General features: G+C 47.7%; 26 protein-coding genes. 5 read left to right on the top strand and 21 right to left on the bottom strand.

Annotated features, from left to right (window positions below):
* Positions 1-18 precede the first annotated feature (18 nt).
* From LZD49_RS06130 to LZD49_RS06080, 11 genes are all read right to left on the bottom strand, one after another.
* A complete protein-coding gene (locus LZD49_RS06130; protein ID WP_234666433.1) occupies positions 19-258 on the bottom strand; it encodes a hypothetical protein in 240 nt (79 codons plus the stop codon).
* A 39-nt stretch (positions 259-297) separates the two neighbouring features.
* The gene (locus LZD49_RS06125) at positions 298-885 is read right to left on the bottom strand and encodes a TetR/AcrR family transcriptional regulator (protein WP_234666432.1); all 588 of its coding nucleotides are present in this window, start codon (positions 883-885) and stop codon (positions 298-300) included.
* A gap of 88 nt (positions 886-973) precedes the next feature.
* Complete coding sequence (locus LZD49_RS06120) at positions 974-1,420, bottom strand: DinB family protein (protein WP_234666431.1); 447 nt, start codon at positions 1,418-1,420, stop codon at positions 974-976.
* 2 nt (positions 1,421-1,422) lie between these two features.
* The gene (locus LZD49_RS06115; protein WP_234666430.1) at positions 1,423-2,904 is read right to left on the bottom strand and encodes a class I SAM-dependent DNA methyltransferase; all 1,482 of its coding nucleotides are present in this window, start codon (positions 2,902-2,904) and stop codon (positions 1,423-1,425) included.
* 4 nt (positions 2,905-2,908) lie between these two features.
* Positions 2,909-3,328, bottom strand: coding sequence for a type II toxin-antitoxin system VapC family toxin (locus tag LZD49_RS06110; RefSeq protein WP_409021301.1), 420 nt, complete (start codon positions 3,326-3,328; stop codon positions 2,909-2,911).
* Positions 3,324-3,623: a hypothetical protein gene (locus LZD49_RS06105; protein WP_234666428.1), complete on the bottom strand. Its 300-nt coding sequence runs from the start codon at positions 3,621-3,623 to the stop codon at positions 3,324-3,326. Before LZD49_RS06105 ends, LZD49_RS06110 begins: the two co-directional genes overlap by 5 nt.
* A 37-nt stretch (positions 3,624-3,660) precedes the next feature.
* Positions 3,661-4,323, bottom strand: a complete 663-nt coding sequence (locus LZD49_RS06100) for a hypothetical protein (RefSeq protein WP_234666427.1) — start codon at positions 4,321-4,323, stop codon at positions 3,661-3,663.
* The gene (locus LZD49_RS06095) at positions 4,305-4,805 is read right to left on the bottom strand and encodes a hypothetical protein (protein WP_234666426.1); all 501 of its coding nucleotides are present in this window, start codon (positions 4,803-4,805) and stop codon (positions 4,305-4,307) included. The genes LZD49_RS06100 and LZD49_RS06095 overlap by 19 nt, the downstream gene beginning before the upstream one ends.
* Positions 4,806-4,937: 132 nt before the next feature.
* The gene (locus LZD49_RS06090) at positions 4,938-5,960 is read right to left on the bottom strand and encodes a hypothetical protein (protein WP_234666425.1); all 1,023 of its coding nucleotides are present in this window, start codon (positions 5,958-5,960) and stop codon (positions 4,938-4,940) included.
* A gap of 51 nt (positions 5,961-6,011) precedes the next feature.
* On the bottom strand, positions 6,012-7,025 hold the full coding sequence (locus LZD49_RS06085; RefSeq protein ID WP_234666424.1) for a hypothetical protein: 1,014 nt from the start codon (positions 7,023-7,025) through the stop codon (positions 6,012-6,014).
* A 20-nt stretch (positions 7,026-7,045) separates the two neighbouring features.
* Positions 7,046-7,726, bottom strand: coding sequence for a hypothetical protein (locus LZD49_RS06080; RefSeq protein ID WP_234666423.1), 681 nt, complete (start codon positions 7,724-7,726; stop codon positions 7,046-7,048).
* A gap of 191 nt (positions 7,727-7,917) precedes the next feature.
* Here LZD49_RS06080 and LZD49_RS06075 point away from each other — a divergent pair, with 191 nt between their 5' ends.
* Positions 7,918-8,838, top strand: coding sequence for a sugar phosphate isomerase/epimerase (locus LZD49_RS06075; RefSeq protein ID WP_234666422.1), 921 nt, complete (start codon positions 7,918-7,920; stop codon positions 8,836-8,838).
* 71 nt (positions 8,839-8,909) lie between these two features.
* On the opposite strand, the gene LZD49_RS06070 is transcribed toward LZD49_RS06075, so the two are convergent.
* Entirely contained in the window at positions 8,910-9,911 is a 1,002-nt protein-coding gene (locus LZD49_RS06070) for an alpha/beta fold hydrolase (protein WP_234666421.1), read from the bottom strand.
* Positions 9,912-9,990: 79 nt separating this feature from the next.
* Entirely contained in the window at positions 9,991-11,154 is a 1,164-nt protein-coding gene (locus tag LZD49_RS06065; protein WP_234666420.1) for an MFS transporter, read from the bottom strand.
* A gap of 372 nt (positions 11,155-11,526) precedes the next feature.
* Between LZD49_RS06065 and LZD49_RS06060 the strand changes: the two genes are divergently transcribed.
* The 3 genes from LZD49_RS06060 to LZD49_RS06050 all read left to right on the top strand — a co-directional run bounded on the left by LZD49_RS06060 (position 11,527) and on the right by LZD49_RS06050 (position 14,522).
* The gene (locus LZD49_RS06060; RefSeq protein WP_234666419.1) at positions 11,527-12,990 is read left to right on the top strand and encodes a serine hydrolase; all 1,464 of its coding nucleotides are present in this window, start codon (positions 11,527-11,529) and stop codon (positions 12,988-12,990) included.
* A gap of 72 nt (positions 12,991-13,062) precedes the next feature.
* The gene (locus tag LZD49_RS06055; RefSeq protein WP_234666418.1) at positions 13,063-13,707 is read left to right on the top strand and encodes a hypothetical protein; all 645 of its coding nucleotides are present in this window, start codon (positions 13,063-13,065) and stop codon (positions 13,705-13,707) included.
* 191 nt (positions 13,708-13,898) lie between these two features.
* Positions 13,899-14,522, top strand: a complete 624-nt coding sequence (locus LZD49_RS06050; protein WP_234666417.1) for a DUF6134 family protein — start codon at positions 13,899-13,901, stop codon at positions 14,520-14,522.
* A 5-nt stretch (positions 14,523-14,527) separates the two neighbouring features.
* Here LZD49_RS06050 and LZD49_RS06045 read toward each other — a convergent pair whose 3' ends face one another.
* The 8 genes from LZD49_RS06045 to LZD49_RS06010 form a co-directional block, all read right to left on the bottom strand.
* Positions 14,528-15,664, bottom strand: a complete 1,137-nt coding sequence (locus tag LZD49_RS06045; RefSeq protein WP_234666416.1) for an efflux RND transporter periplasmic adaptor subunit — start codon at positions 15,662-15,664, stop codon at positions 14,528-14,530.
* A gap of 24 nt (positions 15,665-15,688) precedes the next feature.
* The gene (locus LZD49_RS06040; RefSeq protein WP_234666415.1) at positions 15,689-18,949 is read right to left on the bottom strand and encodes an efflux RND transporter permease subunit; all 3,261 of its coding nucleotides are present in this window, start codon (positions 18,947-18,949) and stop codon (positions 15,689-15,691) included.
* 45 nt (positions 18,950-18,994) lie between these two features.
* Positions 18,995-20,386 (bottom strand): TolC family protein, encoded by a 1,392-nt coding sequence (locus LZD49_RS06035; protein ID WP_234666414.1) that lies wholly within the window; start codon positions 20,384-20,386, stop codon positions 18,995-18,997.
* A gap of 169 nt (positions 20,387-20,555) precedes the next feature.
* A complete protein-coding gene (locus tag LZD49_RS06030; protein ID WP_234666413.1) occupies positions 20,556-21,467 on the bottom strand; it encodes an AraC family transcriptional regulator in 912 nt (303 codons plus the stop codon).
* Positions 21,468-21,641: 174 nt separating this feature from the next.
* Positions 21,642-22,043 (bottom strand): hypothetical protein, encoded by a 402-nt coding sequence (locus LZD49_RS06025; RefSeq protein ID WP_234666412.1) that lies wholly within the window; start codon positions 22,041-22,043, stop codon positions 21,642-21,644.
* 441 nt (positions 22,044-22,484) lie between these two features.
* Positions 22,485-22,898 carry a hypothetical protein gene (locus tag LZD49_RS06020; RefSeq protein ID WP_234666411.1) on the bottom strand — a complete coding sequence of 138 codons (414 nt, stop codon included), beginning with the start codon at positions 22,896-22,898 and terminating at the stop codon, positions 22,485-22,487.
* Between the two features lie 318 nt (positions 22,899-23,216).
* The gene (locus tag LZD49_RS06015) at positions 23,217-24,098 is read right to left on the bottom strand and encodes a bestrophin family protein (RefSeq protein WP_234666410.1); all 882 of its coding nucleotides are present in this window, start codon (positions 24,096-24,098) and stop codon (positions 23,217-23,219) included.
* Complete coding sequence (locus tag LZD49_RS06010; protein WP_234666409.1) at positions 24,095-24,682, bottom strand: 3'-5' exonuclease; 588 nt, start codon at positions 24,680-24,682, stop codon at positions 24,095-24,097. Before LZD49_RS06010 ends, LZD49_RS06015 begins: the two co-directional genes overlap by 4 nt.
* A 123-nt stretch (positions 24,683-24,805) precedes the next feature.
* Between LZD49_RS06010 and nspC the strand changes: the two genes are divergently transcribed.
* Entirely contained in the window at positions 24,806-25,963 is a 1,158-nt protein-coding gene (gene nspC / locus LZD49_RS06005; protein WP_234666408.1) for a carboxynorspermidine decarboxylase, read from the top strand.
* Positions 25,964-25,967: the final 4 nt, after the last annotated feature.

Raw genomic sequence — 25,967 nt, 5'->3', positions numbered from 1 at the left:
GAGTTTGATTTTGAAAGTTTAGTCGGTTAACTCTTCGCATGCGTAACCTGCGCGCGTGACCATCTCGATCACAGGTTCGCATTGCGCGTGTGTGGCTTCGATCCGCAGCACTTTATCGATATCACCCAGGTCGACATTCCATTTGAGGATTTCAGGACAACCATCCAGCGTTGCGGCGATCGATTTGACATGTCTTGGGCTGTTTATAGTAGTCTTAAAAACCATTACAAACGCGTCGGTGATTTTATCGTCGTTCATTGCAAACAAATTAGGATGTGGACCAGTTTCAGCTTTTTGTCAAGGTTTTAATGCTTTGAGGACCAATCCGAGTGTAAGATTGATTTTCTCTTCATCAAAAATGAATGGAGGGCGCCCCGGCATACTTTTGCCCGCGATATGGAATTTGACGAGCTGATAAAGCGGCGCAAAGGCGATTGACCAATAGATTTCGACGGGTAGAGGAACGATTTCCTTCCGATCGATCGCATTGTGAACAAATCGTTGCATTGCCTGTAAAAACCGCGTATCCACGGTCGCGCGCTCGACGAGTGGCGAGTGCTTTACCTGCTCCATAAACGTCATGCTGTACGGGTTTTCGAGGCAATACGTCATTCGATTGATCCATTGCTGTTTCAAACCGTCGTCAAAATGCGCATCCGGGTCGAAATTTAATAATGTAGCTTCTGTCATTTTGCGCGATTCGTCGGTGTAAACTTGTTGGATCAGGTCTTCGCGATCCTTGAAATAAATGTAAATCGTTGCCACCGAAACACCGGCTGCCTTTGCCAGTTTGTGCATGCTCAATCCATCGAAACCGTGGTTTACGATCAGTTCAATAGCCTTTTCGCGTATTAGCGCCTCCTTGTTGGCGTCCCTGGTTCTCAATGTATCACGCCTGTTTTCATAGCGCGAATATAAATGAACGTTCGTTTATTTATGCGCTTGCTAATATAAATATTTGCAATCAGGCTCATTAATATGCGACTATTTGCTGAAGATGATGCTCCATATGGTCGATGTAGTCGTCAAAATACCATTTCAACGTATGCGGTTGGCCATCTCTTCCGAGGCCATTGCGGTACAGGTTTTCTGCCGGGATTGCCCTGGCAACGGCTACCAGATGCAGGTTATAGTGCTTCCACGTCGCGATCATTTGTGCGGCTTCCATATCATTATGCCGGCTCATTGCGACCCAATCGTTCTGGTTATAAAAAATCACAGGCTCATGTTCGGCCTGGATCCTGATAAACCGCTGATGGTTATTCGCCGCACTGTCGATTAAATGCCCTAGAATTTCTTTCTTGCTCCATTTTTCGGGTGCTGGCTTGCCTTCGAGTTCTTGTTCAGGAATTGCTTCTATGAGGGCGGGCATGTGCTGGCAAAGCCAGGTCAGGCGGTCGGCGGCGGCAGTGATATTCATATTCAGGAGTGATTGGTGACAATAAAATTCTCGATTACCTTTTTGTTGTAGCCTTTGTACCCGCCCTGGAAGTCCCTGCCCGCAATAGCCACAAAGTCGGCCATACGCTGCGAATTGAGCTGTTCCAGAAGCGTTTGATAATCACCATCATATTTAATAAAATAACCTGAATAAACCGTCACATCCAGGTTTTCGTACAAAATGAAATTGGGCTTACGGTTCATTGGGGAAAAGATAATCTTTTTACCAAATGCATTGTCCAGCCCCTGCGCCCGCCCGAATGCATACCATGCCACGGCGTTGGGTTTCCCATTATCACGACGATCCAGCTCTGATTTTACTTTAAGAAAATAGGAATATGTTTGCGGAAATTCGGTTTTCAACGTTTCCTCCGGGATAATCCTCTGTTTGTCAGACTCATCCTTTTGGTAAGGAAACAATATATACTCCGTTACTGCATCGTTGGCGCTTTTAAGTTTTGAGCCTTTGATGATGGGCTTTAAAAGGGATTTTTCGAGGTGGGCAAAAAAACCGTTCTTGCTTTTCGCATAAACTACGCCATTCTTTTCGCTGATAATGTTAAACAGGTAACAGCCGTCAGCCAGCGTAGTAAGTCCGACTGATATTTTGCAAATGTCACCCAGCCGTCGGCCATTCTGCGCTACCTGAGCCTGGACGGAAAGCTGCCATGGCACATCATCTTTTAATTCAAATTGTGGAATGTCGCGTCCCTCATACTCAAAACGGTTGTTGATACAATGCTCGAAGCGGAAGCTATCGCGCGGTTTGCCACCGAAAATTGTAATAGCCGGATAGGTCGAGGTAGCTCCAAAAACCGGGATGTTACGGTAATTGGTGATCTGTTTCAAATATCGGTTTTTACTAAAATACTTTCGCAAAGGCGCAGCCGATTCGGACACCAGATAGGAGTTGGGTGTTATCATTCCACATATTCCATCACTTGCTAATAGCTTAGTTGCTAACTGGAAAAATGCGATAAATGCATCGGTAGATCCCGTGCTGCAAAAAGAGTAGTGATTCTGCACATATTTTCGTTGCGCTTCCGGCAAGTGCTGAATGCGGATGTAAGGCGGGTTTCCGACGATCATGTCGAATTTTTCCCTTGAACGCCATTGTTTCAGCGCATCACATCTTCGTAAATTCCAGTTTACTGAAATGCCTAAAGGAGTTACGAGCGCATCCAGGTTTTCGCGGCATTGGAGCAGTGCTGCCTGATCAATATCCCAGCCTTGCAATTGCTGCAGTTTGTCGACCAGTTGGTCCGCAGGCGTATTCCGGATCATAAATTCAGCCATTGGAATCAGAAAACGGCCATCGCCGCAGGCAGGGTCGAGGATCTTTTTGCCTAGCAGATCGGCCTCATAAAACCCGCAATGAGTCAGTATTTTATCAACAATATGAACGGGAGTATAAACCTGGCCCAGTAATTTTTTGCGCGCATACGTGCGTGTTTGTGAAGCCATTAGGTCAGAAATCGATGCCGGGTTTTTTGTGTAGTGTTTTAATCACGAATTGTGCCGGCGTTAAAATCCGGATGTCTTTGGAAAACGGTGCAAAATCTGCCACGTTGGAAGTGATAAGATAATCACAATGCTCCTCAACTGCGCTTGCATATTGAAAAGCATCCTCCATATCCCTAAAGCCGGCAGCTAAGCCCTTTGTAAACACCACTTTGTCCGACATGGAAACATTTAAAAACGAAAGATAGGCCTCCAATTTGGCACAAAGTGCTTTTCCCCGAATTCCATTTTTATTCATAATATATACAAAAGTATATAATGAACCGGGTGAAATGAAAACCGGAATCTGATCTTTTCGAGCTTTATAGAGAATGTAGCGACTTCGACCGGTTGACCGGTGTGACGTTCCAGGGCGTGATCGATTAATCCATTGGTATCAAGAAAAATCCTCGTGAGCCAGACATGTCGGCGGCCATCATTTGTTTGATTTCGTGATCAGTTAGATTACTCATCGGCCCTGAGGCGCATCCCATAAGGAGAAATGGGAGGGAATTCCGAAATTCTTCCTTTTCGGTAAGCTCAGTCTTATAATAGGTTGCCTTGAAGTCCTCAAAGCCAATGGGTTGCCTCTCTTCTGATTCAGGATATTGTTTTGCTAGGTGTACATCACCTTTGCTAACAGAGGCGACGGTTGCTTGGGTAAAATTTTTGCGTTTTTTCATTGTTGACGAGCGTAATTGGTTTAATAAACCAAACTATTCATTTCAATTTGCATACTCGGAATCCTTTTATCCTACGGAGGGATTTGGTTATCACAGGCGGAATAATATCTGAAAATAACACTTCATACGTGGACTCGTTGAATCTAAATGTACTGCCGTCAGCCCGTTTGCGACTCGTTCCCGCAGGGAACAGCGTACCCAGTACGCCGTTCTGCAATGCCTGCCTATCAATAAAACCGAGCAGTGAGGCAATAGTACCGTCTGTTTCGGATTGGTGAAAGGATATGCAGAAGTAAAGTGAGGTTTTGGAGCCGGGCTTGTGCAACTGAGAAGAGGGGATATTTAAAACGTACCCGCGATGAAGAATGCCCGATTTCCGTTTCATGGATTTAATGTCCACGGCGAAATCCTCTGTTTCTGATTTGACGAGAAAATCCTGACCCCAGTCCTGGCCTTCGGTGGCACCGAAAGAACGGGTTGGTCGCGGCAGGTGGTAGCAATCAGCGAAGACAATCTCGCCAAGCGTTCCTGTGAAGCGCATCATGCGTGTCTGCGCAAGTCGATCTTCGTTTTTGTCCCAAATATTAGAAATCTGATGATGGCAAATAGAGTGATCGACCAATCGACGCGCAGAAAGCTTCTGCTCGTCGCTGACAGAGATTTGAATATACGTGCCGTTGTTCAGAACAATTTGCTCCATGCAAACCTGATGGCTAGCAGGGTGAGTACAAAACCGATTAAAATGATCGAAAAAGGAACGTAAGTGAATGCTACTAAGTGTATTCTGTCAAAGAACCACATTGTGCCGATGAGTGCGGCAATTAAGGTAAGAAATCCGGAGATTTTCCCAAAACCGGGTATAAGCGAGAATGGAATCTTGCTCTTGATCAACATGAGCGTAATGACCATCGAAATGACGGGCAAATATTGCAAAAAGAGGTTGGCTTGCCAGATGCTCTGGCGTTCGAACAGGAAAAGATAAATATTAAGGGTTACGGCAAAGATGCCCGGAATGCAAACCGCATAAACTAGAATTGCATAAATGATACTCCAGAACTTAACATCCCGACTCCCCTGGGCGGCCATCCCGACAACCCAGGCAGCAAATGGCAATATCAAAAAGTAAACTACCGCAGGCCATGGATTTGCGGAAACGGAGGCAAAGAATTGTGATAGCGTCATGTTTAAAAAAGGGAGGAAAGGGAAGATTGGGAAAGGGAGGAAGGAAGAACGAAGGATTAAGAAAGGAAAAAGGAGGAAAGAATAGGAATAGTTTTATTTCCTCCCTTTCCTCCATCCTCCATTCTCCCTTTTTTAAAGCCCCAACAAAAAACCAATCGTAAAATTAGCGTCCCAGTCGAATACGAATTGCTGGCAGCCGGTGGCGTCTGTTACGGCTTTATAAATGTTAACTCCGGCTTTGGATTTGGCATTTGTGAGTTTCGAATAGGCCAGGGGAGCACTCAATGTCGTGTAGCGTTCTTTGCCTTTTCGCACTTCTTTGGCCATTTCGAAAGGAACGCCGCCGATGATGAAGCAGGTGTTGCGCAGTTCGGCCGGCACTTGCTTGGATTTGGAACTAACTTCCTGATACACTTTCGAATCGTCGGTTCCGTCCTGGAAGTATTTGGCTCCGTATGATTCGATGGCAGATACTTTTCCGCCGCTGATCCAGGAAATTTTAGTGTTACCTGAGCCAATATCGACTACGAAAGCTTTATCGGAGTAATCAGCTGGCAACACTGATTTCAATGCCAGTTGGCCTTCCTGCTCGGCAGTTACCTGGTTTACAACGTAGCCAAGCGACTTCAAAACACGGGTAATTTTGGTCGTAACCTCCGCTTTTGCCGCGCCTGAGCTCACCACAAAATGGATGTCTTTGCTACCCACGCCATAGTCAAGCATGGTGCCGATATACTTTTTCAGACCAATGCGCACGTCTTCGTCGGTAGCCATATTTTCTGTTACCAGGCTGTTTCCGAACTCGGATTTTTCAAGTTTCCACCGCTTTTCTTTATCAACTGTAATGATGAACGAGTTGAAACCGCTCGCGCCAAGCTCCACTACGCCTTTCAATTTACCGTCCACAGGCGTTGGCGGTGTGTAGGTAAATGAACTGGCATCCGAGGTGGTGGCTTCGCTGTTGGACGACGGCGCCGGATCGGATGCCGTGCTTTCAGATTCGCCCGTTGTAGCCTCGGTCTGAGGACTTTGCGCCTGGTCTTCTGCCATCTGGTTTAGGGCTTTCTGCCCGCCCAGGTATTTGTACCCTACGAATATGGCTCCCAAAATCAGAACGGTGATGATCAACCGCCCCGCAACTGTTAGTCTTTTCATGTAGTTATATTGTGTAAAATGAGAAATATGAAGCGAATAAATGAAGAATTATCAATCCAGTAAGCCTTTATAGCTCGAATCTTTCGGCGTATCTATCGAACGGGTGGAGGGCTGAGGCGAATCGAGTTGGATCAGTTTGAATTGTCCCGAATTGTAGGCTTCCAACATGGCTTGTCCCTTGTCCGACAGCAGTCCATTCTGCACATCGACACCATTGATAAAGTCCAGCGACAAATCCATGGCTCGTTTCATTTCACCCAATTTCTGGCTCATATCGTCCTGTATATATTCCATCGATTCGTCGAAATAGAACTTTTTGTCGGGATTACCCTTGAAAATGCTGATCGCTGTGCGCAATGCGGTTGAGCTTTCCTTTACAATTCTGTATTCCGCCTCTTTAAGTTTAACTTTTATCTCAGTCTCTTTAATAATGTAATCCGCGCTCTTGTTTACTTTTTCCATAAATTCCAGAACCGTCTTCATATTCCGCTGCAAGGGAAGGAGCTTTTCGTTCATTTCCTGTAAACCGGCCCCTTCAATGGTTGCAAGCGATGCGGTTTCTTTCATTCCCGGACGGTCCAGCATCGTGCTGGCCTTGTTGGCTTCGGCGAACTTCTGCTTAATACGCTCGTTGTTCTCGTTAATATTTTTGTTAAGCTTCACCAATTGCCCGGCAAGCGTATTAATCTGGCCCTGCATCTTCTCACGCTTCTCTTTGAGATCATCGACGTAGATCTTCATGATCGCAATGGGGTCGAGCTTGATAATGAGGCCGGTAATGTTGCGCATCAGGGTTTTGAATAAAAAGAAGGCTGCTGTGCGGACATCTTTGCTTGTTAGCAGGAAGACCACCAACGCAAGTACGGCCATCAGAAATCCGAGATATAATGTATTCTGCGTCACTTCGATGAGAAAGGCCGCTATTTTATTCCAGAAATAAAGGACCACGGCCCCCGCAGCCCCCATAAATAGGAGAGAGGTAATGCCTTCCGGTCGGCTCCAATAGGACCTTTTGGAGTTGTCCTCCTGCGAACCGCCGATCTGGGTGAAATCTGGTGTTGCCATTTGTGATTTAGTTGTCAGGTTTATTGAAGATATTGATTAATTTTTGCAAGATCGGCTTTAAGTTGGTCTACGAAACTAAGGTAAGTAACCTCAAAACTGTCTTTATTCGTATTGATTTTCGCCGTCTGCTCTGAAACTTCCCCGGAAATCTGCCCCAGCCGGTTCTTATTGTCATCGATTTTCTTTTGCAGATCAATGATTTGCTGGGCATAAGCCGCATTCGTTTCTTCCAGCTTTTTATGCTCGTCCTGCAATGTGCCCACACGATCTTTGATCGCCTTTTCGACGTCTTTCAAAAACGCATCCCGGTCCTTGCTCAGGATTCCAAGATACTGATCGGCGGAAGTTTTCAGAACAGTAGTATCCTTTGCGCCACCCATTGCCTTAAAGCTCGCCCAGGCAGCCTGGAACTGCTTTTCTTCGCCCAATCCAAGGCCTTCCATACTTTGGAGTGCCTGTTTGTATTCGAAATAATCGGGGCCAGGCAAATTGGCTTTTTCCAGTAGCGTGACAAAATGCTCTACAAATTTCCGGTCAACCTGGCCTGTTCCTGCCGCATTAGTCACGGTCGCTGGCGGAGAAGCTGGCTTAGAGAGTTCGGGAGCGGAGCTCGCGACGACAGGCCTAGCGGCCATTTCGTCGGCGTCCTTGATGAAGAAGCTGAGTATCTTTTTACCGATACCCGGTTCAGAGTCTGCCATAAGTATATAAGGCGTTAAGGTTCATTGTTTTTGTCGGATCAATATTACTAAAATTCGAATGATTTCATAGGGGACGATATTTACCAATGGTGCCCTGCGCGGATGAAGCCGCCGAAAATTTGGATGGAATTTCCGCTTATCCTTGAAAGCCGCTCGTTTTTTATGGATGTTTGCCAAAAAACTAAGTCCTTATGCTCAAATTAGGTATTAATAGTGCTATTCTGGCCGATTTTGGCTTTGAACATGTTGTTCAGTTTGCTGGGAATAACGGTTTTTCATGCGTTGAAATGATGTGCTGGCCATCCGATAACACCGATAGTCGCCGGTATGCTGGTGTGAGTCACATCGACGTCAATGATCTCACCGACCAAAAGGTTTCCTTCATCAAGCATCATCTCAAAGAGTCCGGAATTTTCATATCGGCGCTGGGCTATTACCCCAACCCACTCGACCCCGATCCGAATCGTTCGGAATATTATATAGAACACATCAAACAAGTGATCCGTGGCGCAGCGAAGCTCGACATTCCGGTTGTTACCACATTTATCGGTCGCGATCCGTCCAAAAGCATTAAAGATAATTTGGCCCGTTTTGCCGACGTGTGGCCCTCTATTGTGAAAGTCGCCGAGGAAAACAATGTGAAAATAGGCATCGAAAATTGCCCGATGTTTTTTACCGACGACGAATGGCCGGGAGGTAAAAACCTGGCGATCAGCCCGGCGGTGTGGGACAGGATGTTCGAGATCATCCCTGACCCGCTGTTCGGTTTGAACTATGACCCTTCGCATATGATATGGCAGATGATGGACGAGATACTACCGATTTATAATTATAAATCAAGATTACATCATATACATTTAAAGGATGCGAAAATTTATAAAAGTAAATTGAATAGCGTAGGCATTCTGGCTAACCCCTTGGAATACCATTCTCCTAAGCTTCCCGGCCTCGGTGACGTAAATTGGCGGGGATTTTTCGCTGCACTAACGGACGTGCGTTACCGCGGACCTGTTGTAATTGAGGTGGAAGACAAAGCCTACGAGGGTAATATCACCGATGTGAAAAGCGCGATTCTAACAAGCAGGAACTATGTGAGCCAGTTTTTTGGGTAAGGAAATGGGGGTAGTCTTTTATTGTTATTTATAATTATAAATTAGATGATATTATTGTAAATTGCGATCTGTTATTTTTCAAGGAACCGCATTAACGGCTGAATGAATTTGCTGAAATCTTCGAGATGCGGTAAATGCCCGATATTGTCCAGCTCTACAAGCTCGCTACCTGCGATTTTAGCTTTGGTTTGTCTGCCGAGTTCGGGGTAATTTCCAAGTGTTTTTCTCGCATTCTCAGGCGCAAGATTCTTTCCGACGGCACTCCGGTCGCGCTGGCCGATGATAAGGAGCGTGGCGGCTTTAATTTGCCCGAATTCGTAGCACACCGGCTGTGTGTAGATCATATCGTAGGTTAATGCACTATTCCAGGCAACGCGCGGATAGTCTTTGCCAAGCGTCCAGCCCGCCAGCAGGTTCACCCATTTAGTATAAGAATCCTTCCACTTGCCATCATAATAGCTGTTTAGCTGGTAGTTCTTAATGGAGGTGAAATCGCTTTTTAACTCGCTCATATACCATTTGTCCACCGACTGGAATGGTACTTTCACTTTGTAGTCTTCCAGGCCGATCGGGTTTTCAAGGATTAATTTATCCACTGTTTCCGGGTACATCAGCGCAAAGCGGGCGGCCACCATGCCGCCCATGGAATGCCCCAGTACGGCCACTTTAGTAATACCCAGCTTGTCCAGGATCTTCTTGGTATTAGCCGCCAATTCATGAAATGAATATTGAAAATGCAAAGGTTTGGTCGATTTTCCGAAACCGATCTGATCGGGAATAACCACCCGGAAACCTTTATCCGCGAGCATTTTCGCCGTCTCTTCCCAGTAGGCACCATTGAAGTTTTTCCCGTGCAGTAACATCACCGTCTTCCCGCTCGCACGCGCCGGCTGGACGTCCATAAAAGCCATGCGAAGCTTTTCGCCCTGGGATTCAAATTCGAGGTAATCGACAGGGAAAGGATAAGTGTAAGCTTCCAGGTTCATGTCCAACGGCCGTAAAGAGTCATTTTGCGCGTTGGCAGCGGTGAAAGAGAGGAAGAGGAGACCCAGACTGAGTGTGAGTTTTTTCATAGTTTTTGAGCTAAAAAAAGAAAAGAGGATAACGCGTTCGCTATCCTCTTTCGACTTGAAAAATATGTACCAGAATGATTTAGTCGATCAGACGGGCCTTGGTTGATAAGTAGGCTGTCAGCGTTGCCAGAACACCCACGATCGCGAACGACCACCGCAGGTTAGCAAACTGCGCTACGATACCGATTAGTGGTGGACCGATCAGGAAGCCAATGAAGCTGATGGAAGATACCGCTGCCAATGCCATACCGGCTGACATGGTTTTCGAACGTCCGGTTGCGCTGTAAACCAGCGGAACAACCGATGACACACCGAAACCAACCAGCAGAAAACCGACCGTCGCAGTAACCAAATGCGGGAATGTAACAGCGATCGCCAGGCCAGTTCCCATTAGTACACCGCTCATTTGCAGCATTTTACGACGTCCAAGACGGTTAGCAAGCCAGTCACCAGCGAAACGTCCGCCGGTCATCGTACCCATAAATGCAACATAACCAAGTGTGGTCATCGAAGCAGGAACGTGAACTGCCTCCTGGAAGTAAACACCGCTCCAATCGAACATCGCTCCTTCACACACCATCGCACAGAAGCCGATCAGACCAAGAATCAAAAGATCACGGTCGGGTTTAACGAACATTGGCTGTTCTTCACCCGCTTCTTTTTCAGTGTCGGGCATTGTGTGTTTGTATGCTGTGAAAATGATTGCGAAGGCGAACAATGCGATGACAAGGAAATGGACATGAGGAGGGACGTGAACCGAAATGAAGAGCGAACCGATCATCGCGCTTACGAAACCCGCAAGACTCCACAAGCCGTGAAACGACGCCATGATGGATTTGCCATAAACCTGCTCCACCGCCACGGCCTGGGTGTTGACCGCTATGTTAGTAAGATTACCCCATAAGCCGAATGCGAACAATGCAATAACCAGCTGCTCGGTGCGGGTTACGAAACCGATGAACGTTAGTGTAATGGCATATAAGACGGCGCCTATCAGCACCATTTTCTTGCTGCCATAGTGCGTTACCATCCAGCCCGAGATTGGCAAACTGGCCATCAGTCCGAGTGGGAGGGCCAGAAGTACCGTACCCAAACCGCCTTCTGTCAGATGCAGCATGTTTTTAATATCCGGAATGCGACTCGCCCAGGCAGCAAAGCTGAGACCCTGTACGAAGAAGAAGGCAGCAACGGCCCATCTTAAATATCGTCTGGAATCGGAAGGGGCGAAAATTGAATAATTCATAGGAGCGAAAATTTAGCCGGCCAGCGTGCCCGGTGTGTGATTCGTATTTCTTTATATAATTTTTTCTAGTCTGGCTAAGTGTTGTTAAAATTGCATTATGAGCAGTCGTAAACACTTACTGATGCAAAATTAACGAACAAAGGCAGTATTTGATTCAATTAAATTGTACTTTTTAAATAATATTAAAAAGTATGTATTGTACTAAACTAAGAAACGCTGGATATTATTGATTTAACGGCTCGGGTTAGGGTCGTGGGAGGCGAAAAAGTAGGCAAAACGGTTACTCTTTTTTAACTTCACCGATCATCAAACCAACCTTTTCACGATACGATGCGCATCATTCTTACCTCACTCCTAAGTTTACTGACAGTTATGGCTCGGTCACAAACGGCCTCGCCGGAACGGCTTGACAAGATTCAGGCAGCATTACCTGTCATTGAAAAGCTCTATCGCGATTATGCAGAGAAAAACCATTTCCCCGGACTCGCATTCGGGCTGGTGGTAGATGGAAAGTTGCTGCTATCAGGCGGGCAGGGCTTTTCGGAGATCGCTACTTCGACGAAAGCAACCCCGAAATCTCTTTTCCGAATTGCTTCAATGTCCAAGAGCGTAACTGCAATGGGCATTTTGGCACTCCGGAAAGAAGGCAAACTGAAACTCGACGATCCGGCTTACCTGTATATCCCGGAGCTTAAAAATATGCCGTCGCTTACCAAAGACGCACCTTCGATCACGATCCGGCATTTGATGACGCATATGGCCGGTTTCCCGGAAGATAATCCGTGGGGCGACCGCCAGCTCGATACCAAAGACGAAGAGCTGATCGCATTGATTTCCAAGGGCATTTCCTTCTCGAATGTGCCCGGTGTGACTTATGAATACAGCAACCTGGGTTTCGCGATGCTCGGCAAGATCATTACCAATGTGTCGGGTAAGCCCTATCAGCAGTACATTAATGACGTTATTTTCAAACCACTGGGCATGAACAGCACCATTTGGGAATACACCGAAGCGCCTAAAAGTCTGCTAGCTCATGGTTACCGCTACGAGGACGATATTTGGAAGGAAGAAGCCTTGGAGCACGACGGGACGTATGGCGCTATGGGTGGGCTGATTACTTCTATTGATGATTTTAGCAAGTATGTGGCGTTTCATTTGTCTGCCTGGCCGCCTTCTTCAGGTGCGGAAACAGGCCCGGTAATGCGCAGCGATGTCCGAGAAATGCAAATGCCCTGGAATTTCAGTAATCTCAATGCTTCCAATAAATACCCGAGCGGACGTCCCTGCGCTATGGTTTCGGCGTATGGATACGGATTGCGGTGGAGCAAAGACTGCGAAGGCCGAACGGGTATCGGACATACCGGCGGCTTACCGGGTTTTGGTAGCCAATGGCAGATTTTGCCCGAATACGGCATCGGAATCATTTCCCACGCGAACCGCACGTATGCGGGCATGGCGACGATCAATACGGCCGTGCTCGATACGGTAATCGCATTAGCGGGATTGAAGCCATTGCCGGTTGCGGTTTCGAACGTTTTAAAACAGCGCAAAGAGCAGCTCGTAAAACTCTTGCCCACCTGGCAAAATGCGGAACAGAGCGGCATTTTCGCTGAAAACTTTTACCCCGACCGTTCTGTATCGCACCGGAAAAAGGAGCTGGATGTCATACTTGCCAAGGTCGGCACGATTACGGGGTCAACGGAAATGATTGCTGAAAATCAACTTAGAGGGGCATTTACATTGAAATGTACATCGGGAAACATTAGGGTATTTTTTACGCTGTCACCTGAGAACCCCGCATTGATACAACAACTCGATTTTTCGGTGGCGAAATAGTTTTTCAGAAATATAAGGATGGAATAGGGGGATTCAGGAGGCCAGTTGTCTCGGTAGAAAAACAAGACGACTATGAAAAAGACGATTCTATCATTTACTATTATTTTCGCTCTGTGTGGCTGGACCAGCGTTTTTGCACAGGATAACCAGACCATTTTCAAGAACAAAGGCATTTACCGGTCGGGGGGCTATGCCGCGCTTTCCAATAAGTTTACGAAGATCGACGGGCGTTTTGCCAATATGCCGGAATTGTACGGTGGCTGGTTTATCAATCAACGCTTCCTGATCGGTGTCTCCGGCGCAGCGACTACCAATTTCATTCGGGTGCCGGAACTGGAGCAGAATTTTCCCGCACGGAAAATGACTTATATGTACGGCCAGTTCGGCTTAATGACCGAGTACGTAATCGCATCTACGCGCAAAGTGCATTTCACCGCCAATCTGCTGACTGGTGCCGGTTTCACGCTGCAATATGACCGCCGCGAAGTCGATGATTGGGATTGGGACGATTGGGATGACCGCCACGACGATGACGACGCCAAATGTTTCTTCGTGATGGAGCCTGGCGTGCAAGTCGAGTTCAATTTGCTGAAATGGATGCGGTTCAGCCCGGGTGTTTCTTACCGTAAGGCTTTTAACGCAAAAGGTAATGGACTTACAGATAGCGATCTGAGTAATATTTCATACAATGTGACATTTAAATTCGGACGTTTTTAATAAACAGGGGATTAATCACCATTCAGAAATGATGTGGCAATTAATCCCCCTTTTTCCTGAACGGTCGCCACTTTCCCCGCGCATTGTTTTAAGTTAACAGCTTGATAATCTTCCTTCAAAGGCAATAGGAATGAAAATAATGTAGTTATAAAATAGTCGCACACTGCTTAAGAACTTAAAACAACATGAAAATGCGTGTATCAAGATTTGTCGCTATCGGGTTGATAATGCTTGTTTTTTCGGTTGCCAGAGGCCAGAATGTCTATGATGTGATGATCGCGGGTCGGACCATCGGGTCGTTGAGAGTATTCGATGAGAAAGGGGTAGACAGTAATGCAGAGACGCACCGCATTGAGTCGAATTTCAAGGTGATGTTTTACAAAGGAACATACTCGACCCAGACCAATTATATTCAAGGTAAACTCGTGTCTGCTACCTGTGCACACCATGTGAACGGCGACCTCAAAGAGAAGACACTTACCAAAAGCAGCACGAGAACATTGTACGAGGTACTGTTCTCCGGTGAAGATGGGGAAGACAAACCCAGCGTGGTCGTCAACAAGCCGATCAGCACGACGATTACAAGCCTCTATTATAAGGAACCAGTCAATATTACAGAAGTTTATTCCGAACGTTATGGAAAGATGTGCAACGTTCGCAAGCTCTCCGAAGGGAAGTACGGCGTTACATTGCCGGACGGAAAGGAAGGGGTGTATTTCTACAAAAACGGCCTTTGCCGTGAGGTAAAGACCGATCTTGCAGGTTTTAAACTAAGAATCGTATTGAAGAACGATGGAAAAACAGCCCTAAGGTGATGTAACTAGATTTCCGTTTGCTTTACGTTTTTTAGGTCTGAATTGTCGCGGATCTCTTCATTAGCGACTCTCACAAGCACATCACCTTCTTTTACATCACCGAAAATCTCGGTCTTGTCTGCACTGCTGCTTCCCGTTTTGACCGGCACCCATACCGCCTTGTTATCTGCGACTTTGATGACAAAAGTTCCTGTTGTGGAATTCAGTACCGCCGTTTTTGGAACCGCAAATGTACCGGCATCACCGGATAATGGTATCGAAACCTCGGCGATCATACCGGGCAAAAGTTTTCTATCACCGTTAGCTACATCCATTTCCGTCCGTTGGGAGCGTAAACGCGCGTCCAATGCACCTGCAAGACGGGTAACCTTGGCTGGAAAACTCTGATTGGGCAGCGACTTCACTTTGAACGTTACCTGGCTCTGATTTTTGAGATAGCTGGTGTATTGTTCCGGTACACTCACTACCAGACGAAGTTTGCGCTGCTCTACGAGCGTAAAAAGCGGGAATTCAGAGCCTTTGCCCGATGGTCCCACGTAGGCGCCCGTGCTTACATTACGTGCGGAAATAATGCCGCTGAATGGTGCCCGAATTTCGAGGTAGTTGCGCGTATCGGTAATCTCGCGGCTGGCCGAGCGTGCGGCGTCGAGCTGGGCGAGATCGGAACGTTGTTTGGCCAATGCCACATCCAGGTCATTCTGGGAAACCGTCCCCGGTGTTTTGCTGGTTTCCAGCAAACGATCGTAATTCGCTTTGCTGGCCTGGTAAATGGCTTCGAATGATTTCAGGCGGGATTCGCTGGTCACCAACTGCGAAGTGAGCTCAGGAGCTTCCATAGTCGCCAGGAGTTGACCTTCACGGACTTCGCTGCCCACGTCCACATGCAGTTTTTTGACAAAGCTGCTCACTTTGGCATAAATATCCACTTGCTGGAATGCAATCAGTTCGCCCGGGATCTGAATATTCGATGCGAGCTGTTCTTTTTTAAGCGGGAAAGCGTCCACCACCGCAGCTCCTGCGCTTGCCTCGGCTGCGGCTTTTTTGTGCTCTTCTTCTTCGGCTCTCGATGAACCGCAGCTTTGAAGGACCGTCGCTGCACCTGCAACGAGAACGGTCATGGCGATTTGATGAATATGTCTCATGGTCGGATAGGTTCGATGTTTAAATTAACGGGTCATAGGAACATAGTACTTGCTTTCTTCATCCTCCGGATCTAGCGAAACGCTTTGCGTCGATGTTTTTTCCTGCCCCCAAGCGAAAACAAGCGGGAGAATGAACAGTGCCGCGAACGTCGAGGCGATAAGCCCGCCGATTACCGCCCGGCCCAGTGGCGACGACTGGTCACCCGCTTCACCAAGCCCGCTCGCCATCGGGATCATACCCACCACCATCGCTACGGCGGTCATTACGATAGGGCGGAGGCGAAGTGCCGCCGATTCCTTTGCAGCTTCGATGGCATTGCCACTGTGTTTGCGGAGCTGTTCGGCATTGGTAATCAAAAGCACTGCATTGGAGATCGATACCCCCACCGACATAATAATGCCCATGTACGATTGAAGGTTCAATGTGGAGCCCGTTACCATTAACAAGGCGAGTGATCCTAGGATTACCGCTGGTACGGTTGCAAGTACCACGGCAGACACTTTAAATGACTGGAAGTTGGCCGCCAACATCAGGAAGATCACTATTATGGCAACTACCAGACCATTTTGAAGGCTGTCGAGGGTATCGGTCAATGTTTGGCTCAAACCTACCAGCTCGACGGTCAGTCCGCGGGGCAGTTCGCCAAGCGAGGCAAGTGCGTCCCTTACATCGGCTTGTGCAACGCCGAGGTCTTTGTTGTTCAAGTTGGCTGTTACCGAAAGGACGGGCATTGCACCGAGGTTGTCATTCTCACCGTAAGTTGTGTCGGGTGTAATGGTCGCGATGTCACCTAGCACCGGGCGGTTGGCATTCCTCAGCAATGGTATCTCGCCAATTTCCTGGACGCTGTTCATTTTGCTTTCGGGAACCTGCACCTGCACGGCGTAGCTATAACCGCCTTTTTCATCAACCCAGATATTTTTGTCGGTATAGCGTGATGAGGACGTCGACGCGATGAGCGATTTGGAAACATCATTCATATCCACGCCCAGCTGCGCAGCTCGCATACGGTCAACCTCGATTTTGATTGCCGGGTATTTATTCGATTGGCCCAACTGAATATCACGCAGGTAGCTGATTTCCTTCAATTTCGCGATTACCTTCTGCGCATATAGCTCATTGAGCTTCTTGTCGCGGCCCGACATCCTTACCTCGATCGGGGTAGGTGAGCCCTGGCTTAAGATCTTATCAGTCAATTCGATCGGCTCGAACGACATGGCCAGATCAGGGATCGCCTGCTTCACATCCTTCCGGATTTTTTCTTTCAGTTCATCCAGATTGATATGAAAACCTTCATGCAAGCCCACCTGCAAAACTGCTTCCTGAGGGCCTGCCATGAACAGGTAGATCGGGTTTACAGAAAACAGTGAAGGGTGCTGGCCGACATAGGCGGAGGTTACCGACACGTTTTCAGGTCCCACAATCTTTTCAATAATATCGATCGTTTTCAGCGTTTTCTCCTCCGTACGTTCCATGCGTGTGCCCTCGGGAGCACGCAGGCGCACCTGGAACTGGCTACCATTTACTTTTGGTAAAACATCCTTGCCAATATTGGCCAACAAGAGAGCGGCTAATGCGGTTGTCACGATCAGGTAGGTGGCTACAATGGGTTTACGGAAAGGCATTACCCGGTTAATGAAGCGCATGAAACGTGCTCTGATCCGCTCAAAGGTGCTCACCTTTCCATTGCGGTCGGCATCGGCGCGGTGGATAAATGCTTCTTTCTGCGCGTCGGGATCCTTGCTGAGGCCGGATGCGGCAAATTCTTCGGCATCAGTCATGGTCGAGCCGTCAGGTTTGTGGTGATGTTTCACTTTCATGATCCAGTTGGCCATAACCGGCACGAATGTCTGGGCCAGGAAGTAAGAAACGATCATACTAAAACCAATCGCCAACGCCAGCGGCAGGAACAATGAACCCGGAATTCCACCCATGGTGAAGGCAGGGGCGAACACGGCGAGGATACAGAAAAGGATCAGTAGTTTTGGAAATGCTATTTCCTTACAAGCGTCCCAGATAGCCAGCGCCTTTGGTTTACCCATATCAAAATGCTGGTGAATGTTCTCGATCGTCACCGTGCTTTCATCGACAAGGATACCGATTGCTAATGCTAATCCGCTCAATGTCATGATATTAATAGTCTGACCAAAAAGGTTCAGGAACAAGACGCCTGAAATGATCGACGTGGGGATGGTCAGGATCACGATCAATGCACCACGGGCGTCGCCGAGGAAGAGAAGTACCATTAAGCCGGTCAGGATTGCACCGATAGCACCTTCCGTGAGCAAGCTCATCACCGAGTTCATCACATAAGTGGATTGGTCGAACTCGTAGCTGATTTTCACATCTTCCGGCAATGTACTCTGAATGCGCGGAATGGCTTTTTTGAGGTTCTGTACCACTTCCCATGTCGAAGCATCGGCACTTTTGGCAATACTCAGATATACCGAACGCTTGCCATTCACAAGACCGTAGCCGGAAGCCACATCGGCACCGTCTTCCACGGTTGCGACATCGCGCAGGTAAAGGTTTTGCACACCGCCTTTAAAAAGCGGAATATTTTCAAACTCCTTTACCGTGTGAATAGTCGTGTTAGTAGGCGTAATGTAATTTTTATCACCGATACGCACGTTGCCGGACGGAGCCGTCTGGTTATTCACACGCAGAGCTTCCACAAGCTGGTCGGGCGTGAGGTTATGTGCCCGAAGCAGTTCCGGATCGGCCTTGATCACAACTGTACGGATGTTTCCACCAAACGGAGGGGCCGAAACCAGACCGGGAATAGAGGTAAATGTAGAGCGCACGTACACGTTCGCGAGATCCAGAAGCTCGTTATTGCTGCGTTTTTCGCTGCTCAGAACCAGTTGTCCAACGGGCAGAGTCGAGGCGTCGAACCGGATAATGAATGGTGGGTTGGAGCCCGGCGGGAAAATAGCCTGCGCCCGGTTGGTGAATGCGCTGAGTTCCGCCGACGCCTGGGCCATATTGGTACCGGGGTAGAAGTTCACCTTCATCAGGGTAAGGCCCTGGATGTTCTTCGTTTCGATACTTTTGATACCGTTGACGTAGAGGAGGATATTGATGTACTGCTTCGCAAAGAAAGTCTCCATCTGGTCGGGCGTGTATCCCCCAAACGGGTGGGCAATGTACATCACCGGCAAATCCAGTTTGGGGAAAATATCGACCTTAATGTTCCGCACGGCATTGATACCGAAAAAGAATAAACCGGCCACCATCACCATGATGGTTATGGGTTTACGTAATGCAAAACGTATTAAATCCATGGTACAAGAGGAATTGTAATATTAAATTCGGTTAGCGGGCGAGCGCTATTGGTTCAGGAACATGCCAATGTCCCCCGCCGCCGCGGCTTTGAGCAATACCGCCTGCCAGATATTGGTGGCGGCAATGTCGCGACTGGTTTCGGCGCGGTTCAGGACGTAGAGTGCCTGCGTCATGTCCACGATATTGCTGAGGCCGTTTTTATACAAAACACTCTTCTGCAAGTAGGCATCGGAAGCAGATTGTACCTGAACAGGCGCCTCACGGTAATTGGTAATGGCGTTACTAATCTTGTTTTCGGAAAGAATGAGCTGGTTTTTCAGTTGCTGATCGGCCAGGTCGTATTCTTCTTTCAGTGCATTGGAAACAAACTTTTGCGACATCACTTGCTGACGCGTTCGCAGAATGCTCGTCATATTCCAGGTGGCGCCAATACCGAGCAGATAATTGGCCCGCACCGGTTTGATACCTTCAAAATAGTTATGTGTGTAGGCTGTCTGATCACTTGCGTAGTTCGAAGAAAATCCGGCACCGCGACCTTGAAATACCCCAAACAATGAGAATGTCGGCATTCCGAGCGTATGAAAGTACTTGGCTTGCTGCTCGCTGACGGCAATGCGGTTGGAATAGAACCTCAGCAATGGATGGTTTTCAATGCGGGTAGTCGAATCGGCGGCGATGTTGGGAACGCGGGCGAGCAACAGGCTGTCGAGCTGGAAATGCTGATCGGTTATGCCCATTAATCTGGCCAGGGTATTGGCCTGTTCCTGTTCAAAGTCGCGCGCTTGCGTAATGCTGATCTTGGCATTTGAAACTTCCGCATTAGCCAGGGACGAATCGACACCCGGTATGAGCCCGTTTTTGGCGCGGGTAACCACCACAGTTTTCAATGCATTGGCACGTTCCAGGTTGTTTTGCCACGAACGCATCAGGCGCTGAGCGGCCAGCAGGTTCAGGTAAGCGGCTGCCACGCGAACGCTATGCTGGAATCGCTCCTGTTCCAGATCAGTCTGGTCGCGGTTTACGACGGACTGGGCAACGTTGATACGTTCGCGTGCCCGGCCGAAAGCGAAGAAATCCCAGTTGATATTCGTCAGGTACAATGCCCCGAATGCGGAATTCCAATTCTGCTGCGGCAAGGGAAGCCCCGAAGACGCCACCGAGAGGCCGAGACCGTAAAGCGGACCGTTCTGTCCGTTCACCGTACCATAGTCCTGCTGGGCAGAGAGGTTGAGATTGGGCAAATACTCTTTTTTGCTCTGAAGAACAGTGGCTTTGGAAGCGCTGAGGTAGTTGTTCTTGGCTTTGATGCTTCCGTAGTTGGCGACCGCCGTTTCAACGGCCTGTTGTAATGTGAGCGTTTGGGCACTCAGTTGTTCACCGGCACCGACCAGCGAGAGGGTCAGCAGCAGGGAGGGGAAGTACTTCTTTGATGTCATTTGCATTCAGAATTATATGGCAACTGAACCGGGGCGAGTGTGTGGACATCATGATTGGCTACCACAGCGGTGGGCAGCCAGGCCCTTCGAATTGCTTCGCAAAGGTAATTCCGGGCTTAGTGAGCGTGTTTATTACTTTCAAACAATATCTTATAAAATTCAAACATGCCTAGCGTTCGTGAACGCGATACGACTTGGGGGTGATGCCAATTTGCTTTTTAAAGAGGTTATTAAAATAGGCGGGGTACTCGAATCCCAGGCAGAATGCGATCTCGGCCACACTCCAGTTGGAGTGCCGGAGCATTACTTTCGACTGGGCGAGCACGCGGTCGATGATGTGTTCGGTGGTAGTCTTTCCGGTGATTTCTTTCAAAGCCCGGTTCAGATGATTTACGTGCACGCCAAGGCGTATCGCGTAATCTTTGGCGGTTTTCAGTTTGAGCTTATGCTCAGGGGATTCGATCGGAAACTGCCTTTCGAGCAACTCATAAAAGAGGGACGAAAGTTTTGCCGAACCGTTGACATGTACATCACTGGTACCCGAAGGCTGCATTTTCATGGCCTCGTGTGAGAGCACGTTTACGTAATTGCGCATGAGATCGTACTTGTGCACGTAGCTCGATTCGATATCTGCCTGCATTTTACCGAAAATACTGAGCAGGTATTCTTGTTGTTCCTCATTAATAAAATACACCGGAATAGCGTCGCTGCGCAGGATAGGGCAGTCGCTTACCGTCGCCGAGCGATTGATCGTGCTCAGGAACTGGTCGGTAAAGAGGCAGAAGTAACCCGACTGCTCATCCGAGAGTGCCTGCCACGAATAAGGGACGTTTCTATTGAAGAAAACGAGGGCATTGCGGTTGATCTCTATTTCCTGGTTGCCGTAGGTAATCTTTCCTTTTCCGAGGATCAGCGAGATCTTATAAAAGTCGCGCCGGGCGTAAGAAGTGTATTTGCTGCAGAATACGCGGGAGAAGACATTAAAGTGCCCTTCATCCCCGGTCGTTTTGTCCGGACCTTTTAGCCCTTTCGCAGCTGGGTGCGTCTGGTAAAAATGCGCTACGGTCTCATTCGGTATCATGAGCTGAAATTATGAAATTCAAATAATGGCTACAAAGCCAGGGGGTTAAAAATTAATTAAATAGGAGTAAGCCTTTCTATCGTCCAAGTTTTTCCCGGTTAAATCATTTGGGGACTTACAACAGGAAAAGCCGGTGTGGGTAACACCGGCTGGTAATGGTAGCATTTGTTATAATTACATCGTACCACAAATCCATTCGACCTCCTGAACGGCCTTGATCGCGTGTACACCATTACCCGTTTTATAATTGCGGACTGAGATGAGTGGGTTAATGACATTCCGTTGCTTGTGCTGGCGTGTGAATACGACGAACCTTACTTCGCGCGGGGCATATTTGGGCGTGGGGTCTAGATTTGGCCGCCCGAGGTTCAATGTAGCAAAGCGGGCAGCGAGCACCGGATTTGAGGATTCGACAACCAGCCCGGCCTTCGGCCCCGCTGCCGCTTTGTTTGGATGTTTATAATTGTGGGCAGATATGCCCGGATCGGAGATGCGAATGGCTTGCGCCTGCGTTGCATGGCCGACCGTAGCGGTGAATGCGAGAAATGCTGCGAAAATGAGTGGTTTAGGATTCATGTCTGGTTATTAAAAGAAACAGGTTATCAGGATTGTGTTCAAAATTACCTGCCGGTTTTCGTACCATTCATATCCTTTTCAAACATTGAACTATAAAATTCAATCATTCATCAAATTAATTTTCAACGCATTAGCACTCTGAATGGAAAGAATTTAGTTTTTTGAAGGGTCGAAAATTTGTAGTTTAAAACAGACAAAAAAAGCCTAAAAAACTCCTAATTGGCTTAATTTTAACTTTTTGGTAAATAGTAGGATATATTTTTGATGGCATCTATACACGAAAAGATCTGTTTGTAGCTTTTGTTTATCCATTCCAGACCGGTTTTGTGATTTCTCAAATAAATATAGAATTCAAATAACTATTGGGGTTGTACAATGCCGCAGGTACAAAATAAAAACGCCGACCTCGAAAGACCGGCGTTTATTATCGGTTGCCTACGGTTAATCCCGTGTAGGATAAACTTTGTCTGGCGTGGTATAGTAATCGGCCATTTGCGCTGTGTCCTTGGTCGGGCTCAACGTCGGAGTCTTATAATTGCGCGGTGAAGTCAGTGGGCTGATTTCAACACCTTCCGGCTTGTATTCGCGGATCACGACCAATGTTGCGGGCCTTGGCGCGTACTTAGGAGTAGTGCTTACATAGCCTTTTTGGTATTTGCCAAAACGCTCGACCGTGCGAATGTTGGCAACGCGGATCGTATTTTGATCCTTACCGGCTGCCTTTGCCTGTGCAGCTTTGTTGGGATGTTTGTAATTATAAACTGAAATACCGGGATCTACGATCGATTGCGCGCTGGCGGCAACTGTAAAGAGTCCGGCGACTAATATGGTAGTTAAAAAAGTGGCTTTTTTCATGTTGGTAATCGTTTAATCTTCACTTTGCCACCCCACCTTGGGGAGGGGTTGTATGAAAATTAATAACAGAAAAAACCATAATCAAATGCTCTAATTTTAGCGCTTTCAGCCCATTTAGCCAAATTAGGTTTGGTTTAAGCGTAAATTTTAAGGAAAAATGGGATCTTTTACCAAATTAGGTTTGTTAGCAAGGCCTTTTTGTAAAAAGTTTTAAAAATTGCTCAGAACACTGTAAAAAATGCACTTATGAAAATCCCGTAAAAAATTTTGATTTTAATAAGTTTCTAACCACTTTCTAATTTTTTGCGGTGTTTGTCCCTATTTAAGCAGTGCGTAAGCAGATGTGTGGATGCCCTTGCAAATTCGGTCGACCGGCAAATCGTTGCTGTCCTCGCCGAAAGGATCCTCGATTTCCTCCGCGATCACTTCCAGGCTCGCAAGAATATAAAACACGAACATCACGAACGGCACGACGAGGAAATGCAGGCTGAACACGTATCCGATCGGCAGCGTGAGGCAATAAATAAAGATGAACTTCTTGATAAAAGAACTGTAAGACAGTGGTATGGGTGTATTCTTAATCCGTTCGCAAGCACCGCAGATATTCGTAAACCCTTCCAGCTCATGGTTCAGCAATATCGTATGCTCGGGTAGCAACACACCTTTCCGCTGTAATTCGATCACTTTGGCAAACAGCGCCGCGGCAATCTGGTTAGGGATATGGTCGGCGGTGATGAGTGATGACTTCTTATATAATGTCGTATCCTCAAAATCCTCGGCGACGTAGCGATTGCGTAAATGGTTTTTGAGGGAGAGTGCGTAATTGGGGATCATTTTCATGAAAAACTCACGCTCAGCGACGTGCTCCGGGCCAAGTAACCCAGCTATCTTCAGGGCCAGGTTGCGGCTGCCATTCATGAGCGAGCCCCATTGCTTCCGGCCTTCCCACCAGCGATCGTAAGCGGTGTTTGTCCGGAATACAAGCAACATCGATATCACAAAGCCCAGCAGCGAGTGCATCAGCGAGATGTTTTTGAGGTCGTTGTTTTCGCTGATTTTGAAATGTACAATAATAAAGTAGGCGACAACGGTTGAATAGACGGCCATCGTAAAGATCATCGGCGCCAGTTTGCGTACCGTGTCTGCCTTTTGGAAATAGAATATGTAACGGAACCAATCTTTGGGATTATAGTCGATCATGCTAGTTTGACCTGGTCGATGAGCTTGAAGAATTCTTTAAAACATTTGGCAGTAAGGCGCGCGTCTTCCAATGCATTGTGCGTTTCCTCCTCACGCTCGAAACCGAAGTAGCTCGCCACCGACCCGAGGCTCAATGAACGTGGGACCTGTTTGCCGTTTTTTTCGAGGATTTGGAAGAATAAATAGGAGACGGTATGCAGGTCGAGCTGCTTGTTGGAGAAGCCCCATTTCATTTTCTCGTTCCGATAGGCGAAACGGAGGAAGTTGATATCGTTGATTACGCTCTGCCCGCAAATAATAACATTTGCGAGGCTAGGTTTGCCCATATTGAGCTTTTTGATCCACTTTTCGAACTCCGGAAGCACATCGTAGATCATCGGCGCGTCTTCCAGGTCGCCGAGCGACAGACCGTGTACTTCCTCAGATTTCACGGAAAATGCCTCCTCGTTTTCGGGATAGACGTTTTGCAGATATGTCCCCAGAGACCGCCAGTTGTCGTCGAAAAACTCCGCACCGATCTGGATAATCTCGTTCCAGCCCGGCTCTGGTCCGGTCATTTCGATATCTAAAACAAGGAAGGACATAGGCAGGTTGGCGGGGATGTTAGAAAAATGGTCATGATTTGGAAACTCAAACTTATAGTTTTGTGTACAAAATTATGCAATCATTGCATGCAAGAAGATCCCACAAACACTGATTTATAACAAATGCCCATCGATTTTAAAGAAATACCGTCCCCGTGTTTCATTCTGGAAGAGGAATTGCTCCGAAAAAACCTCGAACTCATCGACTCGGTGCAGAAGGCGGCGGGATGTAAGATCATCCTCGCGCTTAAAGGGTTTTCCATGTACAGCGCATTCCCGATCGTGAAGGAATACCTCTCGGGGGCGACGGCCAGTTCACTGAATGAAGTAAAACTCATCAATGATTTCATGGGCTACCAGTCGCATACATACATGCCTGCATACCTCGATAGCGAGTTTGAAGAGATTATGCAACGCAGCAGCCACATTACATTCAATTCGCTGAGCCAGTGGGAGCGATTTCAAAGTAGGGTAGAGGCATACAAGGCAGCCAATCCTGACAAGACCTTGTCGTGCGGCATTCGGGTAAATCCGCAGTACTCCGAGGTGGAGACCGACATGTATAACCCATGCGTACCAGGATCACGCCTTGGCGTAACACGCGACAAACTACCCGACGAGCTTCCCTCAGGGATCGACGGCATTCACTTTCATACGCTCTGCGAAAATGGCTCCGACACGCTGGAGCGCACACTCGAAGCATTGGAAGCCAGGTTCAGCGATCTGCTGCATCAGGCCAAGTGGCTCAACATGGGCGGCGGCCACCTGATGACAAGGGAAGGATACGACATTAGCAAGCTAATTAAATTAGTTAGTACTATCAAGGAGAAGTACAATCTGGAAGTGATCCTGGAACCCGGTTCGGCTATCGCCTGGCGCACCGGAGTATTGTACGCCACAGTACTCGACGTGCTCGACAGCCAAGGCATAGATGTAGCCATTCTGGACACCTCTTTTGCAGCCCACATGCCAGACACGCTGGAGATGCCCTACAAGCCCGTCATTCGCGGCGCTTACCAGGAACCGGAGCCCGGCAAACCGACTTACAGAATGGGAGGAATGACCTGTCTGGCAGGCGACTACATGGGAGATTACTCCTTTGACAAGCCGCTGGAAATTGGTGATAAAATCATATTTGAGGATATGATCCACTACACCATGGTAAAGACCACAACATTTAACGGCGTTAATTTACCTTCCATTGGGATGTGGAAAAGTGAGCAGGATTTTCAACTCATCCGATCGTACGGATATGAAAGCTTCAAAGATCGGTTATCGTAGTAAG

Source organism: Dyadobacter sp. CY261, from assembly GCF_021440085.1.
In the GTDB taxonomy this organism is placed as follows: Bacteria; Bacteroidota; Bacteroidia; order Cytophagales; family Spirosomataceae; genus Dyadobacter.
Note: the sequence above shows the minus strand (reverse complement) of the source record. Positions and strands in the feature narration are given on the sequence as shown.

Excerpts from the sequence above, each read along its gene's own strand:
- LZD49_RS06130 (WP_234666433.1), bottom strand. The coding sequence starts at position 258 with ATGAACGACGATAAAATCACCGACGCGTTTGTAATGGTTTTTAAGACT.
- LZD49_RS06120 (WP_234666431.1), bottom strand. The coding sequence starts at position 1,420 with ATGAATATCACTGCCGCCGCCGACCGCCTGACCTGGCTTTGCCAGCAC.
- LZD49_RS06115 (WP_234666430.1), bottom strand. The coding sequence starts at position 2,904 with ATGGCTTCACAAACACGCACGTATGCGCGCAAAAAATTACTGGGCCAG.
- LZD49_RS06105 (WP_234666428.1), bottom strand. The coding sequence starts at position 3,623 with ATGAAAAAACGCAAAAATTTTACCCAAGCAACCGTCGCCTCTGTTAGC.
- LZD49_RS06100 (WP_234666427.1), bottom strand. The coding sequence starts at position 4,323 with ATGGAGCAAATTGTTCTGAACAACGGCACGTATATTCAAATCTCTGTC.
- LZD49_RS06095 (WP_234666426.1), bottom strand. The coding sequence starts at position 4,805 with ATGACGCTATCACAATTCTTTGCCTCCGTTTCCGCAAATCCATGGCCT.
- LZD49_RS06090 (WP_234666425.1), bottom strand. The coding sequence starts at position 5,960 with ATGAAAAGACTAACAGTTGCGGGGCGGTTGATCATCACCGTTCTGATT.
- LZD49_RS06085 (WP_234666424.1), bottom strand. The coding sequence starts at position 7,025 with ATGGCAACACCAGATTTCACCCAGATCGGCGGTTCGCAGGAGGACAAC.
- LZD49_RS06080 (WP_234666423.1), bottom strand. The coding sequence starts at position 7,726 with ATGGCAGACTCTGAACCGGGTATCGGTAAAAAGATACTCAGCTTCTTC.
- LZD49_RS06075 (WP_234666422.1), top strand. The coding sequence starts at position 7,918 with ATGCTCAAATTAGGTATTAATAGTGCTATTCTGGCCGATTTTGGCTTT.
- LZD49_RS06070 (WP_234666421.1), bottom strand. The coding sequence starts at position 9,911 with ATGAAAAAACTCACACTCAGTCTGGGTCTCCTCTTCCTCTCTTTCACC.
- LZD49_RS06065 (WP_234666420.1), bottom strand. The coding sequence starts at position 11,154 with ATGAATTATTCAATTTTCGCCCCTTCCGATTCCAGACGATATTTAAGA.
- LZD49_RS06060 (WP_234666419.1), top strand. The coding sequence starts at position 11,527 with ATGGCTCGGTCACAAACGGCCTCGCCGGAACGGCTTGACAAGATTCAG.
- LZD49_RS06055 (WP_234666418.1), top strand. The coding sequence starts at position 13,063 with ATGAAAAAGACGATTCTATCATTTACTATTATTTTCGCTCTGTGTGGC.
- LZD49_RS06050 (WP_234666417.1), top strand. The coding sequence starts at position 13,899 with ATGCGTGTATCAAGATTTGTCGCTATCGGGTTGATAATGCTTGTTTTT.
- LZD49_RS06045 (WP_234666416.1), bottom strand. The coding sequence starts at position 15,664 with ATGAGACATATTCATCAAATCGCCATGACCGTTCTCGTTGCAGGTGCA.
- LZD49_RS06040 (WP_234666415.1), bottom strand. The coding sequence starts at position 18,949 with ATGGATTTAATACGTTTTGCATTACGTAAACCCATAACCATCATGGTG.
- LZD49_RS06035 (WP_234666414.1), bottom strand. The coding sequence starts at position 20,386 with ATGACATCAAAGAAGTACTTCCCCTCCCTGCTGCTGACCCTCTCGCTG.
- LZD49_RS06030 (WP_234666413.1), bottom strand. The coding sequence starts at position 21,467 with ATGATACCGAATGAGACCGTAGCGCATTTTTACCAGACGCACCCAGCT.
- LZD49_RS06025 (WP_234666412.1), bottom strand. The coding sequence starts at position 22,043 with ATGAATCCTAAACCACTCATTTTCGCAGCATTTCTCGCATTCACCGCT.
- LZD49_RS06020 (WP_234666411.1), bottom strand. The coding sequence starts at position 22,898 with ATGAAAAAAGCCACTTTTTTAACTACCATATTAGTCGCCGGACTCTTT.
- LZD49_RS06015 (WP_234666410.1), bottom strand. The coding sequence starts at position 24,098 with ATGATCGACTATAATCCCAAAGATTGGTTCCGTTACATATTCTATTTC.
- LZD49_RS06010 (WP_234666409.1), bottom strand. The coding sequence starts at position 24,682 with ATGTCCTTCCTTGTTTTAGATATCGAAATGACCGGACCAGAGCCGGGC.
- nspC (WP_234666408.1), top strand. The coding sequence starts at position 24,806 with ATGCCCATCGATTTTAAAGAAATACCGTCCCCGTGTTTCATTCTGGAA.